This window comes from Pseudomonas sp. S4_EA_1b (genome assembly GCF_016307435.1).
GTDB lineage: Bacteria > Pseudomonadota > Gammaproteobacteria > Pseudomonadales > Pseudomonadaceae > Aquipseudomonas > Aquipseudomonas rhodesiae.
On record NZ_JAEILC010000137.1, the window covers coordinates 1 to 23114 of the forward strand.

General features: G+C 55.9%; 17 protein-coding genes and 2 pseudogenes. 12 read left to right on the plus strand and 7 right to left on the minus strand.

Translation table 11 applies throughout. From position 1 onward, the window contains the following. The first annotated feature begins 120 nt into the window (after positions 1 to 120). Genes YA0848_RS31750 through YA0848_RS31765 form a run of 4 tightly spaced genes read left to right on the plus strand, consistent with a single transcriptional unit; the run spans position 121 to position 5164 of the window. The gene (locus tag YA0848_RS31750) at positions 121 to 1278 is read left to right on the plus strand and encodes a tyrosine-type recombinase/integrase (protein ID WP_198731495.1); all 1158 of its coding nucleotides are present in this window, start codon (positions 121 to 123) and stop codon (positions 1276 to 1278) included. A 10-nt stretch (positions 1279 to 1288) separates the two neighbouring features. Continuing rightward, complete coding sequence (locus YA0848_RS31755; protein ID WP_232925224.1) at positions 1289 to 2899, plus strand: hypothetical protein; 1611 nt, start codon at positions 1289 to 1291, stop codon at positions 2897 to 2899. Then, positions 2896 to 4740, plus strand: a complete 1845-nt coding sequence (locus tag YA0848_RS31760) for a tyrosine-type recombinase/integrase (RefSeq protein WP_198731496.1) — start codon at positions 2896 to 2898, stop codon at positions 4738 to 4740. Before YA0848_RS31755 ends, YA0848_RS31760 begins: the two co-directional genes overlap by 4 nt. Next, on the plus strand, positions 4730 to 5164 hold the full coding sequence (locus tag YA0848_RS31765) for a TetR family transcriptional regulator (RefSeq protein ID WP_198731497.1): 435 nt from the start codon (positions 4730 to 4732) through the stop codon (positions 5162 to 5164). The genes YA0848_RS31760 and YA0848_RS31765 overlap by 11 nt, the downstream gene beginning before the upstream one ends. Positions 5165 to 5267: 103 nt before the next feature. Here the strand turns inward: YA0848_RS31765 and YA0848_RS31770 are convergent, their stop codons facing one another. Continuing rightward, positions 5268 to 8171 carry a TrlF family AAA-like ATPase gene (locus YA0848_RS31770; protein ID WP_198731498.1) on the minus strand — a complete coding sequence of 968 codons (2904 nt, stop codon included), beginning with the start codon at positions 8169 to 8171 and terminating at the stop codon, positions 5268 to 5270. Between the two features lie 360 nt (positions 8172 to 8531). Here YA0848_RS31770 and YA0848_RS31775 point away from each other — a divergent pair. Beyond that, positions 8532 to 9482: pseudogene (locus tag YA0848_RS31775) on the plus strand (gamma-glutamyltransferase); the annotation flags it as partial. 37 nt (positions 9483 to 9519) lie between these two features. Here the strand turns inward: YA0848_RS31775 and ddlA are convergent. After that, positions 9520 to 10614, minus strand: a complete 1095-nt coding sequence (gene ddlA / locus YA0848_RS31780) for a D-alanine--D-alanine ligase (RefSeq protein WP_169903768.1) — start codon at positions 10612 to 10614, stop codon at positions 9520 to 9522. Between the two features lie 159 nt (positions 10615 to 10773). Here ddlA and YA0848_RS31785 point away from each other — a divergent pair, with 159 nt between their 5' ends. Beyond that, positions 10774 to 11583, plus strand: coding sequence for an AraC family transcriptional regulator (locus tag YA0848_RS31785; protein ID WP_034095757.1), 810 nt, complete (start codon positions 10774 to 10776; stop codon positions 11581 to 11583). Between the two features lie 15 nt (positions 11584 to 11598). Here the strand turns inward: YA0848_RS31785 and YA0848_RS31790 are convergent, their stop codons facing one another. From YA0848_RS31790 to YA0848_RS36840, 3 genes and pseudogenes are all read right to left on the minus strand, one after another. After that, positions 11599 to 12174, minus strand: coding sequence for a flavin reductase family protein (locus YA0848_RS31790; protein WP_034111656.1), 576 nt, complete (start codon positions 12172 to 12174; stop codon positions 11599 to 11601). 57 nt (positions 12175 to 12231) lie between these two features. Then, positions 12232 to 12792, minus strand: a complete 561-nt coding sequence (locus YA0848_RS36835; RefSeq protein ID WP_371263984.1) for a methyl-accepting chemotaxis protein — start codon at positions 12790 to 12792, stop codon at positions 12232 to 12234. Next, a pseudogene (locus tag YA0848_RS36840) lies at positions 12772 to 13548 on the minus strand (PAS domain-containing protein); the annotation flags it as partial. The pseudogene YA0848_RS36840 and the gene YA0848_RS36835, both read right to left, overlap by 21 nt. 220 nt (positions 13549 to 13768) lie before the next feature. Between YA0848_RS36840 and YA0848_RS31800 the strand changes: the two are divergent. Further along, positions 13769 to 15139, plus strand: a complete 1371-nt coding sequence (locus YA0848_RS31800; protein WP_034111653.1) for a GntT/GntP/DsdX family permease — start codon at positions 13769 to 13771, stop codon at positions 15137 to 15139. A gap of 3 nt (positions 15140 to 15142) precedes the next feature. Here YA0848_RS31800 and YA0848_RS31805 read toward each other — a convergent pair whose 3' ends face one another. Next, a complete protein-coding gene (locus tag YA0848_RS31805) occupies positions 15143 to 16432 on the minus strand; it encodes an MFS transporter (protein ID WP_034095753.1) in 1290 nt (429 codons plus the stop codon). A 185-nt stretch (positions 16433 to 16617) separates the two neighbouring features. Between YA0848_RS31805 and YA0848_RS31810 the strand changes: the two genes are divergently transcribed. The 4 genes from YA0848_RS31810 to YA0848_RS31825 all read left to right on the plus strand — a co-directional run bounded on the left by YA0848_RS31810 (position 16618) and on the right by YA0848_RS31825 (position 21920). Next, positions 16618 to 18036, plus strand: coding sequence for a short-chain fatty acid transporter (locus tag YA0848_RS31810; protein WP_034095752.1), 1419 nt, complete (start codon positions 16618 to 16620; stop codon positions 18034 to 18036). A 236-nt stretch (positions 18037 to 18272) separates the two neighbouring features. Next, positions 18273 to 19976 carry an acid phosphatase gene (acpA, locus tag YA0848_RS31815; protein ID WP_198712567.1) on the plus strand — a complete coding sequence of 568 codons (1704 nt, stop codon included), beginning with the start codon at positions 18273 to 18275 and terminating at the stop codon, positions 19974 to 19976. 105 nt (positions 19977 to 20081) lie between these two features. Further along, on the plus strand, positions 20082 to 21251 hold the full coding sequence (locus YA0848_RS31820; RefSeq protein WP_047881698.1) for a hypothetical protein: 1170 nt from the start codon (positions 20082 to 20084) through the stop codon (positions 21249 to 21251). A gap of 147 nt (positions 21252 to 21398) precedes the next feature. Next, positions 21399 to 21920, plus strand: coding sequence for an SET domain-containing protein (locus YA0848_RS31825; protein ID WP_034095749.1), 522 nt, complete (start codon positions 21399 to 21401; stop codon positions 21918 to 21920). On the opposite strand, the gene can is transcribed toward YA0848_RS31825, so the two are convergent. Continuing rightward, on the minus strand, positions 21917 to 22561 hold the full coding sequence (can, locus tag YA0848_RS31830) for a carbonate dehydratase (RefSeq protein ID WP_034095748.1): 645 nt from the start codon (positions 22559 to 22561) through the stop codon (positions 21917 to 21919). The genes YA0848_RS31825 and can overlap by 4 nt on opposite strands. Before the next feature lie 138 nt (positions 22562 to 22699). Here can and YA0848_RS31835 point away from each other — a divergent pair, with 138 nt between their 5' ends. Next, complete coding sequence (locus tag YA0848_RS31835; RefSeq protein WP_034095747.1) at positions 22700 to 23104, plus strand: hypothetical protein; 405 nt, start codon at positions 22700 to 22702, stop codon at positions 23102 to 23104. Positions 23105 to 23114 lie beyond the last annotated feature (10 nt).

The window sequence follows — 23114 nt, forward strand, 5'->3', positions numbered from 1 at the left end:
GATCTGAGGGGTGGTAACCGTTAGTAAATCCTGTACAGTCCGCGCCTCCTTCTGAACCGTCTGGGACAGCCGTTTCCAGCCTTCTAGAGGGAACCATTAGCACTGGCTTAAGGCAGCGGCATGAGGCTCGTATTCGCTACAAAAGACCTAACCCTGGCAGGTAGATCCTTCGAAGGCTTTCCGTTGCTGATTGGGCCTGAGGGATGGCCAGTCGAGCCAGCGCAAACCTTTCTTTGGCAAGCACTCATTGAGTCAGGGGAGTCTCTGAGCGATCTGACGTGGGAAGCCTACGGACGCCGTCTATTCGATTACTTCGCCTTCCTAGACGCCAATGGCTTGGCATGGAACGAAGAAAGCCCGGCCCATGGGCTCAGCGTTCTCTCCAGGTACAGGGATTGGTCTAGCGGAGAATTATCTCTTGATCCTGGCACAGTGAATAATCGCCTCGCTCTGGTAGTGAGGTTCTACCGATGGGCCAAACAGCGCGGCCTTATCACCATTCTTCCCTTTGGAGAGAAAAGGGTGAGAGCGGCCTCTCACCACGGACTCCTTTCGCACGTTGCGAGGCCTGGAACCGAGAATACTAAAGTGTCGGTGATGGTGCGTGACCGTAAGCGACCGACAAAATTTTTGACCAAAGATCAGGTCAAGGTATGCCTTGCAGCAGATACTGATCCTAGTCACCAAATACTGTTCCATCTCATGGTTCGTACTGGGCTTCGCTCCTGCGAGGCAAGGTCATTCCCCCTAAAGTACGTTTTCAATCCTAGATTAAAAAAGGGGCTGCGCGCTGGGCAGATGATAAGCATTGCTCTTGATCCTTCTGACATGCATATCAAGTACGACCGCCCGAGAACCATTGATGTGCCTTGGTCGCTGATGGAGGACATGTGGTCTTATTCCCTTCATCAGCGTGCGATTCGTAAATCGCAAGGTGATGGATCTGTGACGGCGCTCTTGCTTACCAATGAAGGCAGACACTACTCCAAGGATTCTGTTGTGGATGTCATGAAGTCTTATGAGCGTAAGTGCGGCTTCTATGTCCGTGCACATATGCTTCGCCACACCTATGGTACTTACACGCTGCTGGCTCTTCGGAAAAGTAAAGACTTTGAAGGGGAGCCGTTGCTGTACGTAAGAGACAGATTGGGCCATTCCGACGTCCAAACAACAATGATATACCTTCATCTAATCAATCAGCTTGAGGCTCAATCCGTCCTTGCGCATGAGGACGAGATTGACATGATGTTTATGGCTAGTTCTACGAAGCAGATCTGAGGTAGTTACATTGGCAAGGCAAAAAAACTACACGGCATCGTTGAAGTCTGTCACAGAGGGATTCGAGGCTGTTGAAAACAATATCTGCATTGATCTTCCGAAAAACCCTAGAAACCATAAAAAACTAGACCATGAAAAATACCTGGGCCTGGGTTTTGATGCCTGGGCAATTCAGAGCCTGCATGTAATAAGGATATTGCTTCACGGAGGAAATTTCTCTGTGGCGACCTTGATAGGTTATTCTTCAAATGGGCTGCGGTATTTTTTAACGTTCTTGGCCGGTGGAGCGGTCGAGCCACCTCCTGCTACACCTAATAATCTAACCAAGCGTCATTTGGAGCGTTTCGTCTCTTGGCTTAAACTGAAATATCCGAACGGATCGACAGCCAAGAATTACTACACTAGCTTCAAGTCGCTCGTGATTGTCATGGCTGATTACGGTTTCGTAGAAGGCGATCTTGATGACCTGCTGCCACCAAACCCGTTTCCAAATAATGCTAAAGTCACCAAAGATGCAGACCCACTAACCATTGGGGAAATGCAAAGGCTGCTAGGTGCATTGAAGACCGATCTCGTCGCGATTCATAAAGGAACCTTTTTAGGTAATGGCGCCGAGGCGATGACAGTGATGTTAATAATTACTGCCGCAAGATCGGGCATCAATACCACGCCACTGCTAGAAATGAAAAGGGATGCTTTAAAGCCTCACCCATTTGTTCCTAGTCTGCGCTTGATTACTACGATAAAGCGACGGGGCAACGGTGCGCAGAGCAAAACGATACGCCAAACCAATCTGCTGGATGAGTACAGCGCTATACCACTAGATGGCGTTGCTGTCCTGAATAAAGCTCTTGAGATGAGTAAAACGCTTGTGCCGCTCGCATCGAAGGATATCTCCTCATGCGTATGGTTATACCGTTCTGGCCAGCCGGGCCGCTTTGACGAAATTGTAACTCTAACTCCAAGTGCAGTTTTTTCGTCGACCAGGAGTATTTGCGAACGACATGCGCTCCAAGATGATCAAGGAAATCGATTGAATGTCACCCTCAGCCGATTGAGAAAGACAATGGAAAGCCGTCTTTGGAAGCTCAGCGGAGGGAACATTCTCGAAGTTTCATCAGTCATGGGACATACACCACAGGTTGCAGATAACCACTATTTAAGGATCAACGACGAAATCAAGGCTGAGGGAGCTATTTTTGTTGGTGAAGCCTTTCCTGACAAGCTACGTGGAACCCACGTTACACCTACTCCTCCTGGAGGTTGCCAAGACAGCCTGTACGGCAATATGGCACCTAAGGATGGGATCAATCATTGCTCTGAGTTCATCCACTGCCTTGGGTGCCCTAGCTATGCCATCGTCGGGACACTTGAGGATTTGTATCGCCTATTCAGCTACCAGCAATTCCTCTATGCGGAGGTTGAATACTATCTGACGGATGAGTGGGAGGCATGGCGCAAGCGCCAGTTCAACTACATACAGCTAATAGATGCATTTACTCTACAAAAGTTTGATCCGGCTTTGGTTGCCCGAGCAAAGGTTAAGGCGGAAGTATCTCCGCATTTGTTTTGGGCAAAAAAAATTGAGTTCATGAAAAAAAGAAGGGATGGCAGGGTTTGAATATCAGGAGCTCGAATGCGGTTTTGAAGGCGTATGATGTCCTCATTGCGCAGCCAGTTACAGCCAATGGCCTGAGTCCCGCAGAGCGAGACGCTATTATCGTGAGCGCAATTGTTGACGAACATGGTGAAACGCTAGTTCTCAGCAGGCTCGGGGATTCCAAGTGGGATCTTCGACCGTTTTTTGATCAGGCCAATGTTGCCGAATACTTTAAATTCATAAACTGGGATACGAGCATTCCTCAAACGCTCATTGAAGATTGCAAAGCCGTGACTTATGCGTGGTTTAAAAGGGGTATGCCCAGTTCAAAACCACCTATCGCCAGAGGTATTACAACTTTGGCGGTAGGAAGCGTTATGCCATTTTTGCGCTGGCTTAAAGATCTTGGTATCGCGAGATTCTCTGATGTCCGTCCAATCCATATCAGTAATTATATCCATCATTGTAAGCATGATCTGAAACTGAGACCGCTACCGTTGTATGGGCGACTACGTATTATTGATTTCCTTTGGGTTTTCGCTGCCGATATGCTGTTCCCGCTTCAGAGTTATCCGTGGGGCAACTCTACACTATGGCGAATATGTGGAATTGGTAAGGTAAAAGGTCTTGGCGCTGCTAACAAGAACGTAGGTCGAACCGATATAATTCCGCCTGAAGAGCTATCGAAAATATTCAATTTTTCCGAGACTGTCGTTCAGGGTATGAAAACCGAGCTTTCGCTAAATGGCATTGGATACAACCCTAGCGATGATCAGCTATCAGTGCTTTGCAGAGATGCGGTACTTTTTATAGTTTCAATAACTAGCGGCATGCGTAATGATGAGGCTATTGGGATCGAGGTTGGAGCTTGGCGCCGTGTTGTTAAAGACGGAGTTTTGTTTTGCTGGGTTTCCACGATAGAGCACAAAACCGGGAAAGGGCGCGTAGAGTATCTCGTCCCTGAGTTAACTCTGAACGCGCTTGAAATCTTAGCAAAATATTCAGTAACTATCAGAAAGGAACTAGATCAAGAGATCAGGCTTCTTGAAAAAGTTACCGATCCAGATGCCCCCGCCGAACACCTGCTCCGGCTGGAAAAGGCGAGAAGGGACTCGAAAAAGCTATTTCTTGGACGGCACGCTCCGGGCGGAAGACTCCAGGATCAATATGTTGAAGCCCTTAGCGGGCAGGCATCCAATTATGCATTTGATCGGTTAGCCAAAGCTGCTGGGAGCAGTTGGCCACTGAGGACGCACCAATGTAGACGAACTTATGCTCGATGCTTTGTGGAATCCCGTATGGGTCGCACCTCATTGATCTATTTAAAATGGCAGTTCAAACATACCAGCATGAGCATGACTCAACTCTATGCATCGAATCCGCAACAAGATCTAAGCCTTTTTGACGAAATCTTCCAGCAAATGACCGAATTCAAAATCGACCTGATCGAGTCATGGCTCGACGATCAGCCATTAGCTGGCGGGGCGGGCGAAAAGATCGTGGAGATGCGGGCTATCCCTATCAAAGACAGGGCCGCTCTACTTGCCCAAACGGCCCCACATGCCAACATTCGTGCAACTGGCCACGGCTGGTGCATTGCGACGGAGCGGGGCTGCGGTGGAGCTGGACTATACGAAGCTACACGCTGCCCTGGATGCAAAAGCTCGGTGATTGATGAGTTTTTCGCTGGCACGTGGCAGGATATTTACAGCCAACAGCTGGAGCTGATCAAAATCGTAGATGCAGGCCCTGCTGTTAGGCAGCGAGCAGAGCGCGACATGCAAGTTGCACTGGATGTCATCAAAAGCTTAGGCCTATCTCCCATCAATGACGACATTAACGAGGCTGGGAATGCCTATTAAGCCGACTGAGGGGCAGGCCCCTGGCCGTTCGCGGTCAAAAACACTAGATGCCCTTGATAAAGTCATTGATGGCTTTGTCGCAGGTAACGAGAAGATTTCCATCGCGTCGGTTGCCCGAGCAGCAGGAGTTACACCTGGCCTAATTCACAACACGTACCCTGCGGTAGCGGAGAGAATTCGCACGCTCATGGGCAAGTCAGTACGCGCCCAGCGTGATTCGAAACACCAGGCGCTGATGGTTGAGAAGGAGAAAAATCGTGCCCTCCGTGCGGAAAACGAGCAGCTTCTGGAAGAGCTCGCCCGATTGGCATCTGTAAATCAGGTTTTGATACTTGAAATGGCCCACTTGAAGGGGGTCGTTGACGGTAAGGTTGTCACCTTTGTACCGAAGTCAGGGCCCCCTAACGGAAAGGCCCCTGATTGAGTGTGTTGTTCTTCCCTTTTATTTTTCCGTTTTTAAATCAACTTAACAGATCTGCGATCAGACAAAGCTAAAGAAAAATGCTTCACGCCTTATTTGATAATAGCTAAATTTTAAAGCCATATTTTAGTTCCCGTTCCTTGAAGGCCGTAACTCCGCCTTCCAGGATCTCGCATACATGCTGTCGGATGCCCTGAGATCTCAATGGGCCGCCTGTCAGCGGTGCCTCATAAGAGCACTCTAAGCTTCCACTGAAGTATTCGAATCGATAGTTGTCTACAGTGGTGTCCGATTGTTGGCCTGCTTGGTTCGCTACAATTACGCACTCCGCATCAGCTGCTACCACTAGGTTCGCGTTGTGAGTGACCATAATTATTTGGCGTTTTCTTTTTTTCTGCCTGATAAAATCTTTCAGTTGGTCGTAAATAGTTCTGTTATCTAAGTTGTCTTCTGGTTGATCGATAAGAATTGGATGTGATGCGTTGCTTAAATGCAAAATCAAATTTAATAGCACCAATCCACGTTTGCCTGGTGACATGGTTGCAATATCATCGCTTTTATAATGTACGACATAGTTTATATAAAAGCAATCGCTATAAAGTTTTCTAATTACCTCAATGTCTTCTATGCCTTTGCGAGTCGCGGGAATATTGATCTTTTTGATGTAGGTAGAGTGTGTGTTTGTGATGCGTTCTGCATGAGTTTCGATATTGAAGTTTAGCTCGCCCGTGGGTAGTACCAGATCACCTAATAAAGTGCTCATATTACCGCGCCGATCAAATAACAGGGAGAACTCGTTGAACTTATCCTCGTTCAGCATGACTTCTGCTGATACCGCAATGTCGTCTTCAAATTGATAATCCGGCTTTGAGGTTTCTTTAGCATAATCGTAATAGGTTTGTATAAGTTGGGTGTATAGATTGGTTAGCTCTTGCTTGCAATCTAATCCTTGTGTTTTTATTGATGTTTGTTTCTCGGCAATATCATCTAGCTGTTTTAGCTTTCCTTCCTCTGCTTTTAGCTTTTTGGTTGCAAGGTCAAGTGTTGCTTGGTCAGTGATTTTAATTAAAAGAGGTTGAAGTGCTTTGTCGATTTCGCTGGATTCAGTTGCTATTTTTATATTTAATGCTGGTATGTTTTGAATGCTGTGAGATAGTTCTTGCTTAAAGTTTTCAACTGCGCGCAATAGTTTTCGCTCTAAAGAGTCAAGAGCATTGCTTGCAAAGGTTGACTCGCTTGGCAGATCTATATCAGCAAGTATCGAGTCTTTAAGGGTTTCGATTTGGGCATTAAATCTACTCGTGACAGACGCGGTTATCTGCTGACACCCAGTCTCAATTTTGGAAATAATAGCTTCCCGCTTATCAAGGCTTGATTTGCGAGTCGAAAGACGCTTGTATTTTTGCTCCTCTAAATCGGAGAAGCCGGATTTTTCGCGCAAAGTTTTAATTTCAGCCTGCAATCTTTCAATCTCGGCCGTAATAGCAGGTCGCGTTCCAATTGCTTCTGCCTCCTTATTTAGAGAGCTGTACTTGGCTCTAAGCTCAAAAAAAGAGTCGATCTTTTGATTTATATCTTTGTTGGTTGTAACTATTTTTCTTTCTTGGTTTTCAGAAAACTGTTGAAATGTTGAGTTTTGTAGAAGTATGTCCTGCACTAGCGTGTTGAGCTGGGATCTTCCATCTTCCTCGGCGAGATGGTTAATATAGAGCTGAGGTATATATGTTATGGGCTTTTTTTCTGAGGTTTCTGAAAGCCGGCTAACATCGCCGTTAGACCAGTGCACTTCAAAGTCAAGAGACGGTAATCCCGTGTAAGTCGACGCCTTAGCTAACTGTATTTTACTGTCAACTTCTTCTGCATTTACCGCTTTGGCAATATGATAGAGTAATAAAGATTTTCCGGAAGATTTTCCTCCTATGATCGTATTCAGATCCGGATTGAGTTCTTGCCATTCCTCGCTGAATAGCTTTTGCTGCCTATTGTTTAAGAAGCGAACTTTTTCAATGGTCTGGTACGGGCTTTTTTGCTGCGGTGAGAGCTCTTGTATCGCAACCCTTGAGCTAGGATCGTAAATTACCTGTTTTAAGCCTGAAAAAGTTAAATCACCTTTGACCCATGTATGTCTTTTTTTGGCGGGGTTGAATAGCTCATCCCATTTATGTGCGTCGGAGCCCCATAAACAAGCTTTAATTGCTCCAAACTCTTTTATGAAGGAGGCTTTTTCTTTGCCACCAAGAAAGAATGCTGCGGTTTTTTGATTTGACGAAAATATGAAGTGCGCCTGTTTTATAAGGTTTTTGCGTAAATTGTGTCCCTGTGAGTTCCAGTTGACATCGCTAAGGTCTTCGTCGCACGGAAGAGCTGTCAGGTACCTTTCTCTAAAAAAAGCATTCTGATTAAGAAGCCTCGAAATTTCATCTTCATCTACAGATGCGCACATCATTCCAACGAATAGTGCGCTACCACTTGTTGCGAATGGTGGGTGTTCTGCAATCAAACGCTGACCGAGTTCTTCAAGATTAGATCTTGTAAGTGGACGGCGCTCAATTTGGCTGCCAACGGTAGCATTGAAAAAAATCTGGATCTGCGAAATGAAATCGCTTTCAATTTTTTCTACAGGTATTTCATCGGATAATAGAACGTGGTAGTTAACCTTTCGATTCCAGGAAAGATCGGCTTCTTTGCCAATAACCAATTTGTTAATTCGAAACTCTATATTGGGGAATACTTTGATTTCGTTAATAGCAAGAAGAGCTTGGGCATCAAAAAGTTCCTGCATCTTTTCAGGGTTGTCTAAATAATTTTGTTTAAGAATCTTGTACCCTTCTGGTAGATAATAATCGGTAACACCAATTGCGCTAACTCCGGATGCAATAGCTCGCGTGAAGAGTTCAGTTACATATCTGTCCCAATCTTGGCCAAATTCATTTCTGAGCACAGAGGCAGGGGTGTGCACGTGAAGATCCCATTTGCGCCATTCCGATCCTTTTGGGTAAGTCTTATTCACTTCAAATCATCCATTTTAGAGTTGCAAGCTTTCGAGTTTGGCTGTTTTTTCTACTTCCAGTGCGGGTGGCATTGAGCCATCAATGCTATTGAAGCCGATTTCGAGGCGCCTGCATATGTGAACGTTGTTTGGGTGGGCATTTCTCTAGAGATGGGGAAGCATGATCCGTTCGACAGGAACACGGGTTGGCAGGCGTCTGCTACCCACCTGTAGAAACATTGCGCGAGCTCTTACTCCTTCGAGCGCGTCACCTAGACGGTATCGTCGATACTAAATTCTTGAAAACTGTTAGATAGACAATTCATATATAAATCAATGACTTATATGGCGATAACTGTTAGTGTCATTCAGATACTCGGGCGGGTGTGCGGCATGCCGCCGCCGTCCTCCGGCGGGATTGCCGTGGCGCAGATCCTGGGCACCTTGCAGGCATTGGAAGCCCGTGACCCACGCTGGGCCATCGCATCGATGACGCCGCTCAAGAGCCCGTCGCCCGCCGGGCTGGAACCGACGCCCGAGGCCGTGCATCTGCTCGCCGAAGCCGGGCGCCTGGCGTTTGCCGATCGCGCCCTGTATGTGGCCGATACCGACTTCACACCGGTTCCGGTCGCCGGCCTGATCGCCCCGGACTACCTGGCCCAGCGCGCCACGTTGATCGGCGAGCGCAGCATGGGTGTAGCCAAGCCCGGTCAACCGGCCGGCCTGCAGGTGGCGTATGCGCCGGATCGTTCGCCCCTGCGCATCTCCACCTCGCAAGTGGTGGCTGTGGATGACCTGGGCGGTGCGGTGTCGATGACCACCACCGTGGAAGCCGCGTTTGGCTCCCACCTGATGGTCCAGGGCTTTTTGCTCAACAATCAGATGACTGACTTCTCATTTGTCCCCGAAGAGAATGGCCAGCCTGTGGCCAACCGCGTGCAACCCGGCAAACGGCCGCGCTCGTCCATGGCGCCGACCTTGGTGTTCGACCGCCAGAGCGGGGAGCTGCTGGCCACCGTAGGCTCTCCCGGCGGCTCGCAAATCATCGAATACGTGAGCAAGTCGCTGGTGGCCATGCTCGACTGGAAACTCGATCCGCAGGCCGCCATCAACCTGCCCAATTTCGGCAGTCGCAATAGCGCGACCGAACTGGAGGCCGGCCTGTTCAGCCCGACGCTCAAGCAAGCGCTGAAAGACAAGGGCCACACGCTGAGCGAGATCGAGATGACCAGCGGCGTACAGGCCATCGTTCGCATGCGGGACACGCAAGGCAAGGTCTCGCTGAACGGCGGCGCCGATCCTCGGCGCGAAGGCCAAGCGCTGGGCGACTGACTGGAAGGGGCAAGCCCACTCACTGCAACAGGCTCACTCAGCGGCTGATCTTCAGCCCCTTGCGCGCCGCATGCCGCTCCATCGCCAGTTCAATCAGGCGGGTGATCAGCTCGCTGTAGCTCATCCCCGCGGCCTGCCACAACTTGGGGTACATGCTGATGCGGGTGAAGCCGGGCAGTGAGTTGATTTCGTTGATCACCACATCGCCCTTGTCGGTGAGAAACACATCGACCCGCGCCAGCCCCGAGCAGCCCAGCACTTCAAACGCCTGCACTGCCAACTGGCGAATGCGTTCGCTGGCGTCATGGCTGATCGCGGCCGGCACCACCACCTGAGCGGCCTGTTCGTCGATGTATTTGCTGTCGTAGGAATAGAACCCATTGCTCACCACAATTTCGCCACAACCGCTGGCGATGGGGTTGTCGTTGCCCAATACCGCGCATTCGATTTCACGGCCTTGAACGGCGGACTCCACCAACACCTTCTCATCGAAACCCAGCGCCAGTTCGACGGCGGCACGGTACTCGGCGTCGCTGCTGACTTTGCTTACGCCCACCGAGGAGCCCTGATTGGCCGGTTTGACGAACAGCGGCAAGCCCAGCGTCTTCACCGCCTTTTCATACGAGGTGCGCGCCGCATTGCCACGGGTGAGCGTTATAAACGGTGTGACGGCAATTCCGGCGTCACGCAGCAGGCGCTTGCTGATGTCCTTGTCCATGCAGATCGCCGAACCCAGCACATCCGAGCCGACAAACGGCAGATCGGCCATGCGCAACAAACCTTGCAGGCAACCATCCTCACCCAGGGTGCCGTGGACGATGGGGAAGATCACGTCAATATGTTCCAGCACGCCCTGGCCGGAGGTTTCCACCACTTGGCGATTGGCTTTACCGGGCACCACCGCCAGTTCGCGATTGGATTGGTTGAGGGCGATCAAGGCCGGGTTTTCCTGATTGAGCAAGAAGTTCGAGGTGTCGTTGAGGTGCCAGTGACCGGCTTTGTCGATGCCGATCAGGATCGGTTCGAAGCGCGTACGGTCGAGGGCATCCACGATGTTGCGGGCCGACTGCAACGACACTTCATGCTCAGCCGAGCGGCCGCCAAAAATAATACCTACCCGCACCTTACCCATGACCCGACCTCAGTGTTGAACGTAAGGCTTCTTACCATGGGCGCTAAGCGATTGCCAAACGTGCTGTAAGCGCTGTCTGCACAATCGTACAAGACCCCAGCAGACAGCACGCCCACACTGGGTTAACGTGTTTCCACCTCTTTTTTGTGACAAGTCACCATGGGTAACCCGACCTCCACGCTCGACTGGCTCCACCGTGCGCCGCACGCCAGCGGCCTGGACCGTATCGAGGCGTACTTCGCCGGCTTCGCCTTCGACCCGCATCGCCATGACACCTACGCCATCGGGCGTACGTTGCTGGGCGTGCAGAGTTTTCATTACCGCGGCGGCATGATCCATGGCCTTCCGGGTACGACCATGGTGATTCATCCAGACGAGGTCCACGACGGCCGCGCCGGCAGCGAGGAAGGTTTCAAGTACCGCATGATTTATGTCGAGCCTGCGCTGATCCAGCAGATTCTCGGCGGCAAGCCTTTGCCGTTTGTGCCTGGCGGTGTGTCCACCGACCCGCGGCTGTTCCGCGCCAGCGACGTGCTGCTGCAAAACCTGGAATACCCGGTCGACCCGTTGCAGGAACAGGATGCACTGTTCGACCTGGCCCAGGCCCTGAGCGCTGCGGCGGGGGCAATCGTCAGCCGCAAAACCTTCGACTACGTGGCTGCCGAGCGGGCGCGGGAATTTATTCACAGCGCTCTGGGACGCAACATCACATTGGAAGAAATGGCCGAACACGCCGGACGCGACCGCTGGGCGTTGTCGCGGGATTTTCGCCTGCTGTTCGGCACCAGCCCCTACCGTTACCTGACCATGCGCAGGTTGGACTTGGTGCGCAGCTTGCTGGCCCAAGGCCAACCCCTGGTGGACGCTGCGCTGACCGCCGGCTTCACCGACCAGAGCCATATGACCCGGCAATTTCGCAGCACCTACGGCATGCCGCCGTCGCGCTGGGTAAAGATGCTGGGACGTTGAACGCGCTGGTCAGGTTTACAACAGGCGCCCATCGATCGGCTGGCCGATGGTCAGGAAATGCCCGCCCGCCACATGGTGCAGAGTGCGCAGCTCGTCATGCCCATCGAAGTGCCAGTGGCCGTCACTGAACACGCGCTCATCGGCATAGGCGGCCACCACTTCACCGAGGAACAGGTCATAGGTCTGCTGGTTATGCGGCTCGGGGAGCAGGCGGCACTCCAGCCATGCCACGCAACCCTCCAGCAACGGAGCGTCGGTGTGTTCACCTGTGAAGGTGCGCAGGTCATAGGCGGCGAACTTGTCGAGGTCACGGCCGCTGGTCGTGCCGACGGTTTGCACCAGGTCGGCCTGGGCCGCACACGGCACCTGCACTGCGAAGGTGCCGGCGCCTTCCAGCAGTTGGCGGGTCCAGGTGGCTTTGTCCAACACCACCGCGACTTTCGGCGGTTCGAAATCCAGCGGCATGGCCCAGGCGGCCGCCATGATGGTGCGCTGGCCGTCATGGGCGGCGCTCACCAGCACGGTTGGGCCGTGATTGAGCAAGCGGTAGGCCTTGGGCAGGGGGACAGGACGGCAGTGTTCAGGGCTCATGCAGGTCGGCTCTTTAAGCGAAAAAACCTACGATACCTCAAGCACAAGCTCCAAGGGTCAGCTCGACAGTTGATTGGCGAATTGTCCTACAGCGCTGACCACTTTCTGCGCGCCGTCCTGGATTTCCACAATCACTGTGCCCGCTTCCGCCGCCAGGGCCAGGCCTTGCTCGGCTTGCAGTCGACCATCGGTCATCAAGCTGACCGCATCGCGCGCCATGTCTTGGTTCTGGCGCACCACGCCGACGATTTCCTCGGTGGCTTTACTGGTGCGTGAAGCTAACTGGCGCACCTCATCGGCCACCACCGCGAAGCCCCGGCCCTGCTCTCCGGCGCGCGCCGCTTCAATCGCCGCGTTGAGTGCCAACAAGTTGGTCTGCTCGGCGATACCGCTGATGGTCTTGACGATACTGCCGATCACTTGGGACTGAGCGTTCAGCGCCTCGATGCCCTCTCCGGCCTGTTGCATATGCTGGGCCAGGTCGCGCATCACACCCACCGCCTGAGTCACCACTGCGGTGCCGCGCTGTGCACTGTTGTCGGTTTGCACGGAGGTGCTGTAGGCAATATTGGCGGCGTCGGATACCGCCTGTTCGCGGGTGACCTGATCGGTGATCACCGTGGCGAACTTAACCACTTTGTACAGCCGATCGTTAGCGTCGAGCACGGGGTTGTAGGTGGCTTCCAGCCACACCGCGCGGCCATGGCTATCCACTCGTTTGAAGCGCGCCGCGACGAACTCACCGGCGTTCAGACGCTGCCAGAACTGCGCGTAGGCCTCGCTGTTGTATTCCTGTGGTTCACAAAACATCCGGTGATGCTTGCCCTGGATCTGCGCCAGGGTGTAACCCATGCCATTGAGGAAGCGGTCATTGGCGGTGAGCACATGCCCGCCCAGGTCGAATTCGATCACGGCCGTGGAACGCACCAGCGCGCCGATCAGGTTTTCATGCTCGCGCGAGGCTTCGATGGTGCGGGTGAGGTCGCTGGAGAAGATCGAAAAGCGCTTGATCCGCCCGCTTGCGTCGCGCACAGGCTGCACAATCGAGCGCAGCCACGCTTCCTTGCCATTGCCGCGCATCAGGCGCACGGTGCCGGCGAAATGCTCACCGCGTGTCAGCGCATTCTTGAAGCGCAGTTGGAACGAGTCCTGACGTACGTGAGCCGGTACCAACTCTTCAATCGGGCGTCCCAGAATCGCGCTCGCCTGGTAAGCCAACTCCTGCAGAAAATTGGTATTGGCCCATTCCACCCGGCCCTCGGCATCCAGAGTCAAACACAGCATTTCGCTTTCGAGGCTCTCCTTGACCTGATTCAAGCTGGACAACTCTTCGCGAAGAGCTGCTAGCTCTTGCTTCAAACGGGTGTTGAACATGGTTCACCGATGGCGATTAGGGAAATAGATCTGAGCTGCATCGGCGCTGCCGGGGTTTTCTGAAGCCCTAACGAAGCAAGTAGAACCCTAAATATTGGAAAGATGAAACATCGTTGATCCAGCGCAGCTTCCTGTGGCGCCATCGGGCGATCAGGTATGCTTTTGCACGCAGGAAACAAAAAGAAACAATTCCCCAACCTGTTCGATAAGGAGTTCCGTTTTGGAGTTATCGACTGCTGCGTGGATGGTTCACGACACTCGCCTTATGTTTTGCGTCTTACTGGCTATCGCCAGCATCATCGTGCTGATCAGCGCGACCAAGTTACCGCCGTTCCTATCGATTTTGATCGGCACCTTTATCGCTGGGGTCGGCGCCGGCCTGCCGCCGGAAGAGGTGGCTAAAGCCTTCAGTAAAGGCGCCGGGGCGATCCTTGGGGAGGCTGGAATTATCATCGCCCTGGGCTCGATGCTCGGTGCACTGATGGCCGAGTCCGGCGCGGCCGACCGTATCGCCACCACGCTATTGGGGCTGGGTAAGGGCAAGTCATTACCGTGGGTCATGGCCTTGGTAGCGATGGTGATCGGCTTGCCACTGTTCTTCGAAGTGGGCTTGGTGATGATGGTGCCGATCATCTTTGTCATGGCCAAACGTTCAAACCAGCCTTTGCTGAAAATCGCCATCCCGGCGCTGGCGGGTATGACCACGTTGCACGCCCTGATGCCGCCCCATCCGGGGCCGTTGATAGCGGTGGGCGCGTTGCACGCCGACCTGGGCCTGACCATGTTGCTGGGTTTTTGCCTGGCGGTGCCGGCGGTGATGCTGGCCGGGCCGATCTATGGCAACTGGTTGTCCAAGCGCCTGCATGTGGATGAACCTGCCGACATCGGCGCGCTGTTCAGTGCACCGCCCAAGGCCCCGCGCCAGCCGGGCTTTGGCGTGTCGTTGCTGATCATCCTGTTGCCGGTGATTCTGATGCTCGGCAGCACCTTGGCCAAGGTTGCGTTGCCCGCCGACAGCAGCGCCGGCCTGACGCTCAAATTCCTCGGCGAACCGCTGATCGCCCTCGGCCTGGCGGTGATTGGCGCGGTGATCTGCCTGGGCTGGGCCGCCGGCATGCCGCGGGCTGAGGTCGGCAATACCTTGCGCAAGGCCCTCGCGCCGATTGCGGTGTTGCTGTTGACCATCGGTGCCGGTGGCGGCCTCAAGCAAACGCTGCTCGACGCAGGCGTTAGCCAGACCATCAGCAAAGTTGCCGAAGGCGCACACATGCCCTATCTGCTGCTGGCCTGGCTGATCGCCGTGGCGTTGCGCCAAGCCACGGGTTCGGCCACCGTCGCCACCACCACAACCGCGGGCATCCTGGCACCGATGATGGCGGGCCTGGCGGCGACGCAAAGCTCACTGGTGGCCCTGGCGATCGGTGCCGGCTCGGTGTTCTTCTGCCACGTCAACGATGCCGGGTTCTGGATGGTACGCGAATACTTCGGGCTGCAGCTCAAGCAGACTATCTGGGTCTGGTCAGTGCTGCAGACCATCGTGTCCGTGGTCGGCCTGGTCGGTACGTTGCTGCTCTGGCACTTCTTGACCTGACCCTCAGGCCATCAAGGTGTGGCGCTTGCCAAACAGCGCCACACTGCCCACTCCCACCGCCCCCATCACCACGCAGTAGCCCACGCAAATCCACGGGCTGGTGGGCATCAATGCGATCAGCATCAGCGGGGTGGTACTGGCCCACAGCGCGTAGGCGATGTTGTAGGTAAAGGAAATCCCCGATACCCGCACCGGCGCCGGAAACAGACCAACCATCACCGACGGCACAGCGCCCACCACGCCACAGCTCAAGCCCGCCACGGCGTACGCCGCACCAAGCCACACACCGCCGGCGATGAGGCTGGCGTACAACAGCGCAATTCCCACCGGCAGCAAGAGGCTGTAGACCAGCACCGCGCGCCAGGCCCCAATGCGGTCCACCAGCAGGCCGGCGAGCACGCAACCGATATTGAGGAACACGATGCCCAGCGCGCTTAACGCAAAGGTGTGACTGGGGCTCATGCCGAAGGTTTTTTGCATCATGGTCGGGGTGATAACCACCAGCACCACCACTGCCGAGGTGAGAACACAGGTGAGGATCATCGCCGGCAGCAGCACCGCGCGGTGGTCACGCAATACGGTGCGCAGCGGCAGTTCGGCGGCGGCCTGGCGACGCGCCTGCATCTCCAGGAAGACTGGCGTTTCACTGAGCCAACGGCGCAGCCAAACGCCGATTACTCCGAATACGCCGCCGAGCAGGAAGGGGAAACGCCAGGCGTAGTCAAGGATCTCAGCAGCTGTAAAAACTTGCGCCAGTAGCGTCGCGGTCAGGGCGCCGAGCAAGTAGCCGAAGGTCAGCCCTGCCTGTAGGAAACCGAGGGCATACCCGCGATGGTTGCGCGGCGCGTGCTCGGCGACGAAGGTCCAGGCACTGGGCACTTCACCGCCCACCGCCGCACCTTGCAGCACTCGCAGCGCCAGCAGGATCAGCGGTGCGAAATAACCGATCTGGGCATAGGTGGGCATGATCCCGATGAGCAGGCAAGGCAAGGCCATCATCAAGATGCTCAGGCTGAATACCCGTTTGCGCCCCAGGTGATCGGCAAAATGCGCCATCAGGATGCCGCCCAGCGGGCGCGCGAGATAGCCGGTGACAAAGATGCCGAAGCTTTGCAGCAAGCGCAGCCATTCGGGCATTTCCGGCGGGAAGAACAGTTGGCTCAGGGTGAGCGCGAAAAACACAAAGATGATGAAGTCGTAGATTTCCAAGGCACCGCCTAAGGCGGCCAGGCCCAGGGTTTTGTAGTCGGAGCGGGAAAAGCGCTGCGCCTGTGCGACAGAGGTGGCAGTCATGGAATGGCTCGGCAGACAAACAAAATGGCGTGCAGGTTATGAGCTGAACCGGATCATGGCAATCGCGGCAGATATATTTGTTTTCCTCATCGATCAATGAAGATAACCGCATTCCCATATCAATGGCCGTAGCGGAATATGCCGGAAAACTGCCAAACCCATAATAACGACAAGAGGAATGACTCGTGGCCGACGCTATCGAAGAAAGCCGCTATGCCCGATTTGCCCTGCGCTGCTCCAACTTTGCCGAACGCTGGTTCCCGGACTCCTGGGTGTTCGCCGCACTGGCGGTGATCATCGTGGCCGTGGCGACCCTGGGCATGGGCGCCGCTCCGACCGACGCCGCCAAAGCCTTTGGCGATGGTTTCTGGAGCCTGATCCCGTTCACCATGCAAATGGCCTTTGTGGTAATCGGCGGTTATGTGGTCGCCAGCTCACCGCCGGCGGTGCGCCTGATTGACCGGCTGGCGCGCATCCCCAAGAACGGCCGCTCGGCCGTGGCGTGGGTGGCGCTGATATCCATGGTCGCGTCGCTGCTGAACTGGGGCTTGTCCCTGGTGTTCGGCGGGTTGCTGGTACGCGCCCTGGCCCGGCGCACTGATCTGCGCATGGATTACCGCGCGGCGGGTGCGGCCGCCTACCTGGGCCTGGGCGCCGTGTGGGCCCTGGGGTTGTCGTCGTCGGCCGCGCAGTTGCAAGCCAACCCAGGCAGTTTGCCGCCATCGATCCTGGCGATCACCGGGATGATCCCCTTCACCGAGACGATCTTCCTGTGGCAGTCCGGTGTGCTGTTGCTGGCGCTGATCGTGGTGTCGCTGATCATCGCCTACGCCACCGCCCCCGGCCCGAACAGCGCCCGCGACGCCCAGGCTTGCGGCGTCGACCCGGCCTTCAACCTGCCCAAGCCACAGGCGCCGACGCGCCCCGGCGAATGGCTGGAACACAGCCCGCTGCTGACCATCCTGCTGGCGCTGCTGGCCGCCGGTTGGCTGTTCCATGAGTTTTCGACCAAGCCGGCGATCAGTGCCATCTCGGGGCTCAATACCTATAACTTCCTGTTCATCATGGTCGGTGCGCTGCTGCACTGGCGCCCGCGCAGCTTCCTGGATGCCGTGGCCCGTGCGGTACCGACCACCACCGGGGTGTTGATCCAATTCCCGCTGTACGGTTCGATCGCCGCGCTGATGACGGTGGTCAAGGGCGGCGACGGCCAGACCCTGGCGCACCATATCTCAACGTTCTTCACCTCTATTGCCTCCCACGACACCTACGCACTGCTGATGGGGGTGTACTCGGCGGTGCTGGGCTTCTTTATTCCGTCGGGCGGCGGCAAGTGGATCATCGAGGCACCGTATGTGATGCAAGTGGCCAACGATCTGCAGTACCACCTGGGCTGGTCGGTGCAGATCTACAACGCCGCCGAAGCGCTGCCGAACCTGATCAACCCGTTCTATATGCTGCCGCTATTGGGCGTGCTGGGGCTTAAAGCGAGGGATTTGATCGGTTTCTCGTTCGTGCAATTGCTGGTGCACACGCCGCTGGTGTTGTTTTTGTTGTGGGCACTGGGGACCACGCTGGCGTATTTGCCGCCGGTGATGCCGTAGGCGAATGGGGACTGCGCCAGTTATTGCAACGGGCGCAGTCAATCAGGCGTGCCAGCCGGTATATGTACTCGGTCTGATGCGAAATTCTAGTCGGCTGTCAGGCCGTCATCGGGGGCAAGCCCCCTCCCACAGGGCCTCGCAGCTCCGGCAGGTCGCGCCGTTGTCTTGGTTCCGTCATCTCCCACTGCTACCGTCCTGCGAAACATCTTGCAACATCTCGCCAGGACTCCCCCGCAATGAGCGACGAGCACGAAGACCGCCCTTCCACCAATTCCGTAACTCAACCGCCCGTAGACACCAGCCGTCGGCGCTTCCTGGGAGGCGCGGCGGTACTGGGGGTGGGCGCCACCTTGAGCGGCTGCGACCACACCGGCGAAGGGCCAAACCCACCCCAGACACAACCACTGACCCCGCAGGAGCTAGACAAAGCCCTGCGCGACCAGGTTAAAACCGTGGTGGTGATCTACGCCGAAAACCGCAGCTTCAATAATTTGTTTGCGGATTTCCCCGGCGTGGAGAAACCGCTGTCGGCGCTGTCTGCCGCTCAATACCAGCAACGCGACCGCGACGGCAGCCTGTTGGCCACCCTGCCTCCAGCCTGGGGCGGTGTGCTGCAGGTCGGGCCGCAAAGCGTGGACGGCGTTACCTACCCCAACGCAGTTCAATTCCAGGAAAACCTGCCCAACGCACCGTTCGCCCTCAAGGGCCCGAATGCCGAAGATTTGCCGTTGAGCCTTGTGACCCGCGATCTATGGCATGTGTTTTACCAGAACCAGATGCAGATCAACGGTGGCAAGAACGACGGTTTTGTCGCCTGGGCCGACGCCGGCGGGCTGGTGATGGGCCATTACGCCCAGAGCCGTTATTCCCTGCGCCTGTGGGATGTAGCCAAAGAGTTCGTGCTCTGCGACAACTTCTTTCAGGGTGCGTTTGGCGGTTCGTTTCTCAACCACCAATACCTGATCAGCGCCACCGCGCCGGTGTACCCGAACGCCGCACAATCGGTGGCTAAATCGCAGATCGCCACGTTGCAAAGCGATGACCCCACCGACACGCGCCTCAAGCCGCTGGACAACTCCCCGGCCAGCGCGATGAGCGGCCCGCCGCAGTTCGGCCCCAGCGCCCTGACCCCGGACGGTTACGCGGTCAATACCTTGGCCCCGCCCTATTGGCCGACCTGGATACGCGACCCGCAAAACTCGGATTACTCCAAGCCGGACCTGCCCAATGTGCTGGTGCCTCAGACCCACGAACACATCGGCGACAAGCTGTCGCAGAAGAATATCGACTGGGCCTGGTACGCCGGGGCGTGGCAGGCGACGCTGGATCAGTTCAAGGACTCGGGCGGTATCCCGAAGATCCCCAATTTCCAGTACCACCATCAGCCGTTCAATTACTTCAAGCAACAGGGGCCGCAGAACCCGGCGGAACGCAGCAAACGTCTTCGTGATGGTGGGTTGGGCGATGAGTCCAGTACCAACAAGTTCCTGGCCGATGCACAAGCCGGAAAGCTGCCGGCGGTGACGTTCTACAAGCCCCAGGGCAACCTGAACATGCACGCCGGTTATGCCGATGTGGCTTCCGGCGATCGCCATATCGCGCGTGTCTTGAAGGTGCTGCAGGAAAGCCCCCAATGGAAAAATATGGTGGTGGTGGTGACCGTCGATGAAAACGGCGGCTGGTGGGACCACGTCGCGCCGCCTAAGGGCGACCGCTGGGGGCCGGGCAGTCGGGTGCCGGCGCTGGTGGTGTCGCCGTTTGCGCGCAAGGGCACCGTGGACCATACGGTATACGACACCGCATCGATCCTGCGCCTGATTACCCGGGTATTCCAATTGGAGACCCTGCCCGGCCTCAAGCAGCGCGATGACGCCATGATTGCGCGTGGTCAGGCACCGATGGGCGATCTAAGCAACGCACTGCAGTTTCTTATCCAATAGCGACACCCTTGGCGATTTAGCACGCGGTTTTCCTGGTCAGCCGCTACTGTGTGCAAGTGGGCCTTCATCCCGCGCAGACGGGCTTTCGCTGACAAGGAATCAATTATGTTCAAATCGACCAGGCTGTCCCTGACCCTGGCCGCACTGATGGCCAGTGCGGTCGTGCAGGCCGATATCCAAGTACCTTTGGGCAGCACGCAACGCGTCACCCAATTATTCGCGTTTCCCAATAACTGCAATGTGATCTGTTTTCGGCCATGGACGCTGGAGCAGACCGCTGAGCATTACCTGAACCAGAGCTTGCAACGCGACGGTTACAGCCGCGCCAAAGTCAGCGTGAAAAGCCATGACGGCCAGCTCACCGCGACGTTCAGCGGCGTGCCGGACACCTATGGTCAACCGTTGACCACCCTGCTCGACACCGCCGACCTGGCGTATCAGGGCGCCAGCAAGCTCAATAGCGACGGCAAGTGGGCCTATAACTGGTACCTGTTCCTGCCGCTGGGCATGGCCTTGGAAAACCGTAAGAGCATCGAGTTGCTGCACTTCCCGCCGGACTACTCGTTGACTCAGGCCCAGGACTACCTGGAGTCGGCCACTACCGACCGCTGGGCGACGCTGCTCACCGATAACGGCGTCCCCGCCACCGAGACCCCGGCCTATCAGACCATTATCGATATCGCCCCCATCGCCGCGCCGTCCAACGCCGGTAAAGACCTGGAGGCGGTCTACAGCTACTTCACCGACTACCAGACGCGTATGGTCAAGGAGCTGAGCCTGCTGCCCAACGGAGCGCTGCCGATGGTGGCGTTCGGCGCACCGGTGCGTAACTGGATCAAGCAGCAATATGGGCAAACCGTGAGCGTGCTGGGCCTGGCGCAGATCAGCCCGGCCGCCGGCCAAAGCGTATCGGTGCTGGGTTCCAACCACCCCAGCTACATTTGGTATGCCGCCGACCCGGCGACCTATGACGGCAACGAGCAGAAGGCCGATGAGGCGGGTTTGAAAGTCATGGGCCAGGATTTGAGCGCCGCCTGTTGGCAGGCCGGCATGGGGCAGAAACCGGCCAGCGACCCGAATGTGTTGCTCAAAGCCTGCATGAATACCTGGCAAGTCACGCGCAAGGAGCAGACCTGTGAGCTGTTCTACACCTCGGTACGCAAGCTGACGCCGGAACAAGCCAATGAAAAATGCGCCACGCCGCCGATCAAAACCCATCTCAAACAGCTGAAGGAACCGGCGCCAACCCCCACAATCACGGCGCCAGCGCTGTAAAACGCACAAAAAACAGCTGATTTCTACTGTCAGATTTGACAGTAGAAATCGGATCCAACATCAGCGAGTCTTGCCCGGAGCCCATCTGCTGCAAGACTGGCCGTCAGCCACCACCCGCAGGTCGATGCAGCCTGACCAAGGAGAGTTATGAAGACTCAGGCCATGGCTAAGGCTAAAAATGCCAGAAGTGACTGTCTTTACCCGTTCAAGCCCGCGCTTGGAAATGACTACCCCTCCACACGTGACTTCGACGTCGTGCCATCGGCCGATGGGCTGACCATGCGGATCACTGCGCGCGTCCCGTTCGAAAGCCGCGTTTGCATCGCCAAGATATCGGGCTACGCCTTGAGTGAGCGGCGCTTGCATACCCTGCAACTGTCGTCGCGCATTCATCTTTACGATGGCTGGTTCAGCGGCCTGTTCCCGCACTCCTGCACGCCGAATGTGTTTCTCGACCTGCATTACCTGGAAGTCTGGACCTTACGCGACATCCCTGTCGGCGCCCCACTGACCCGCGACTACGCCAGCACCGAAGACGTGCTGTTCCGGCAATTCGCCTGCCAGTGCGGCGAGTTGAACTGCCGGGGTTGGATCACCGGTCGCGATGAGCCACTGAACGCCGAAGGGCAGGCGTTCATGGCTCGATGGCGCGAACGCAAGCGGCCTTAGGCTTCGCCCAATGGACGCAGGCGGTATTGCGGCGGCAGTTGCTCGAAGCCACTGATGGTGGTGTTCAAACTCTTCCAGCGGCCATCCTTGATGCCGTAAATGCAACCATGGATCGACAGGCTCTGCCCGCGATGCCAGGCGTTCTGCACAATGCTGGTGTGACCCACGTTGGCCACCTGCTGAATCACGTTCAACTCGCACAAGCGGTCGACGCGCTCTTCTTCGGTCTGCAACTGAGCCAGCAGCTCACGGTTTTCGTAGTAAAGGTCGCGAATGGTGCGCAGCCAGCCATCGATCAGGCCGAACTGGCGGTCCTGCATCGAAGCCCGCACGCCACCGCAGCCATAGTGGCCGGTGACGAGGATATGTTTAACCTTGAGCACATCGACCGCGTACTGGATCACCGACAGGCAATTGAGGTCGGTGTGCAGCACCACGTTGGCCACGTTGCGGTGCACAAACAGATCGCCCGGCAACATGCCGACGATCTCGTTGGCCGGCACCCGTGCATCGGAACAGCCGATCCATAGGTATTCCGGGGTTTGCTGGCGGGCGAGCTTGGCGAAGAATTCGGGATCTTCCTGTTTGATCGCATCCGCCCAGCGTTCGTTGTTATCAAGCAGGTCTTGTAGTTCGTTCATCAGGAAAGCCTCAGGAATGATGCGCAGCTGTGTGACACACGACCACTCGTCCAGGTCACGCCGCGCGGCAATTAGCTTGAATCTTTCGGGCGTGGTGCCTGTCCACACACTATATGCCCCACAGTATGAGGATTGGCCATGACTGAATCACGACGTCCCTACGGCGCTACCCAGCCCGAACCGATTGATGACAACGAAGACCGCATGGGCTCGATGCGCGAGCTGGATTTCGACGACGAGGCTCCTAGCGCAGAAATCGGCGACGAAATCCCCCGTGGCGAGCGCGAACACCTGATGCCTGACGAGCGCGTGCGTGAAGCCGGGATGACCGGAGCCTCCACCGACGATCATGAAGCCACCGACGACGACATGAGCCCCGAAACCCTGATCCACGAAGACGGCGCGCGGGATGCGCGAGAGGCCGGGGAAGACAGCCCTGCCGATTTCGATCTAAGTGTTGTAGACGAGGACGATATCGGCGGTGGGAATGGACTGGATGAGGCAGAACTGGCGGATATCGACCCTATAGGTGGCAAACGCTGACTAGCGCGGT

Bases quoted from the DNA above. Each gene is read 5' to 3' on its own strand.
- YA0848_RS31750 (WP_198731495.1), top strand. From the start codon at position 121: ATGAGGCTCGTATTCGCTACAAAAGACCTAACCCTGGCAGGTAGATCC.
- YA0848_RS31765 (WP_198731497.1), top strand. From the start codon at position 4,730: ATGCCTATTAAGCCGACTGAGGGGCAGGCCCCTGGCCGTTCGCGGTCA.
- ddlA (WP_169903768.1), bottom strand. From the start codon at position 10,614: ATGGGTAAGGTGCGGGTAGGTATTATTTTTGGCGGCCGCTCGGCTGAG.
- YA0848_RS31785 (WP_034095757.1), top strand. From the start codon at position 10,774: ATGGGTAACCCGACCTCCACGCTCGACTGGCTCCACCGTGCGCCGCAC.
- YA0848_RS31790 (WP_034111656.1), bottom strand. From the start codon at position 12,174: ATGAGCCCTGAACACTGCCGTCCTGTCCCCCTGCCCAAGGCCTACCGC.
- YA0848_RS31805 (WP_034095753.1), bottom strand. From the start codon at position 16,432: ATGACTGCCACCTCTGTCGCACAGGCGCAGCGCTTTTCCCGCTCCGAC.
- acpA (WP_198712567.1), top strand. From the start codon at position 18,273: ATGAGCGACGAGCACGAAGACCGCCCTTCCACCAATTCCGTAACTCAA.
- YA0848_RS31820 (WP_047881698.1), top strand. From the start codon at position 20,082: ATGTTCAAATCGACCAGGCTGTCCCTGACCCTGGCCGCACTGATGGCC.
- YA0848_RS31825 (WP_034095749.1), top strand. From the start codon at position 21,399: ATGAAGACTCAGGCCATGGCTAAGGCTAAAAATGCCAGAAGTGACTGT.
- can (WP_034095748.1), bottom strand. From the start codon at position 22,561: ATGAACGAACTACAAGACCTGCTTGATAACAACGAACGCTGGGCGGAT.
- YA0848_RS31835 (WP_034095747.1), top strand. From the start codon at position 22,700: ATGACTGAATCACGACGTCCCTACGGCGCTACCCAGCCCGAACCGATT.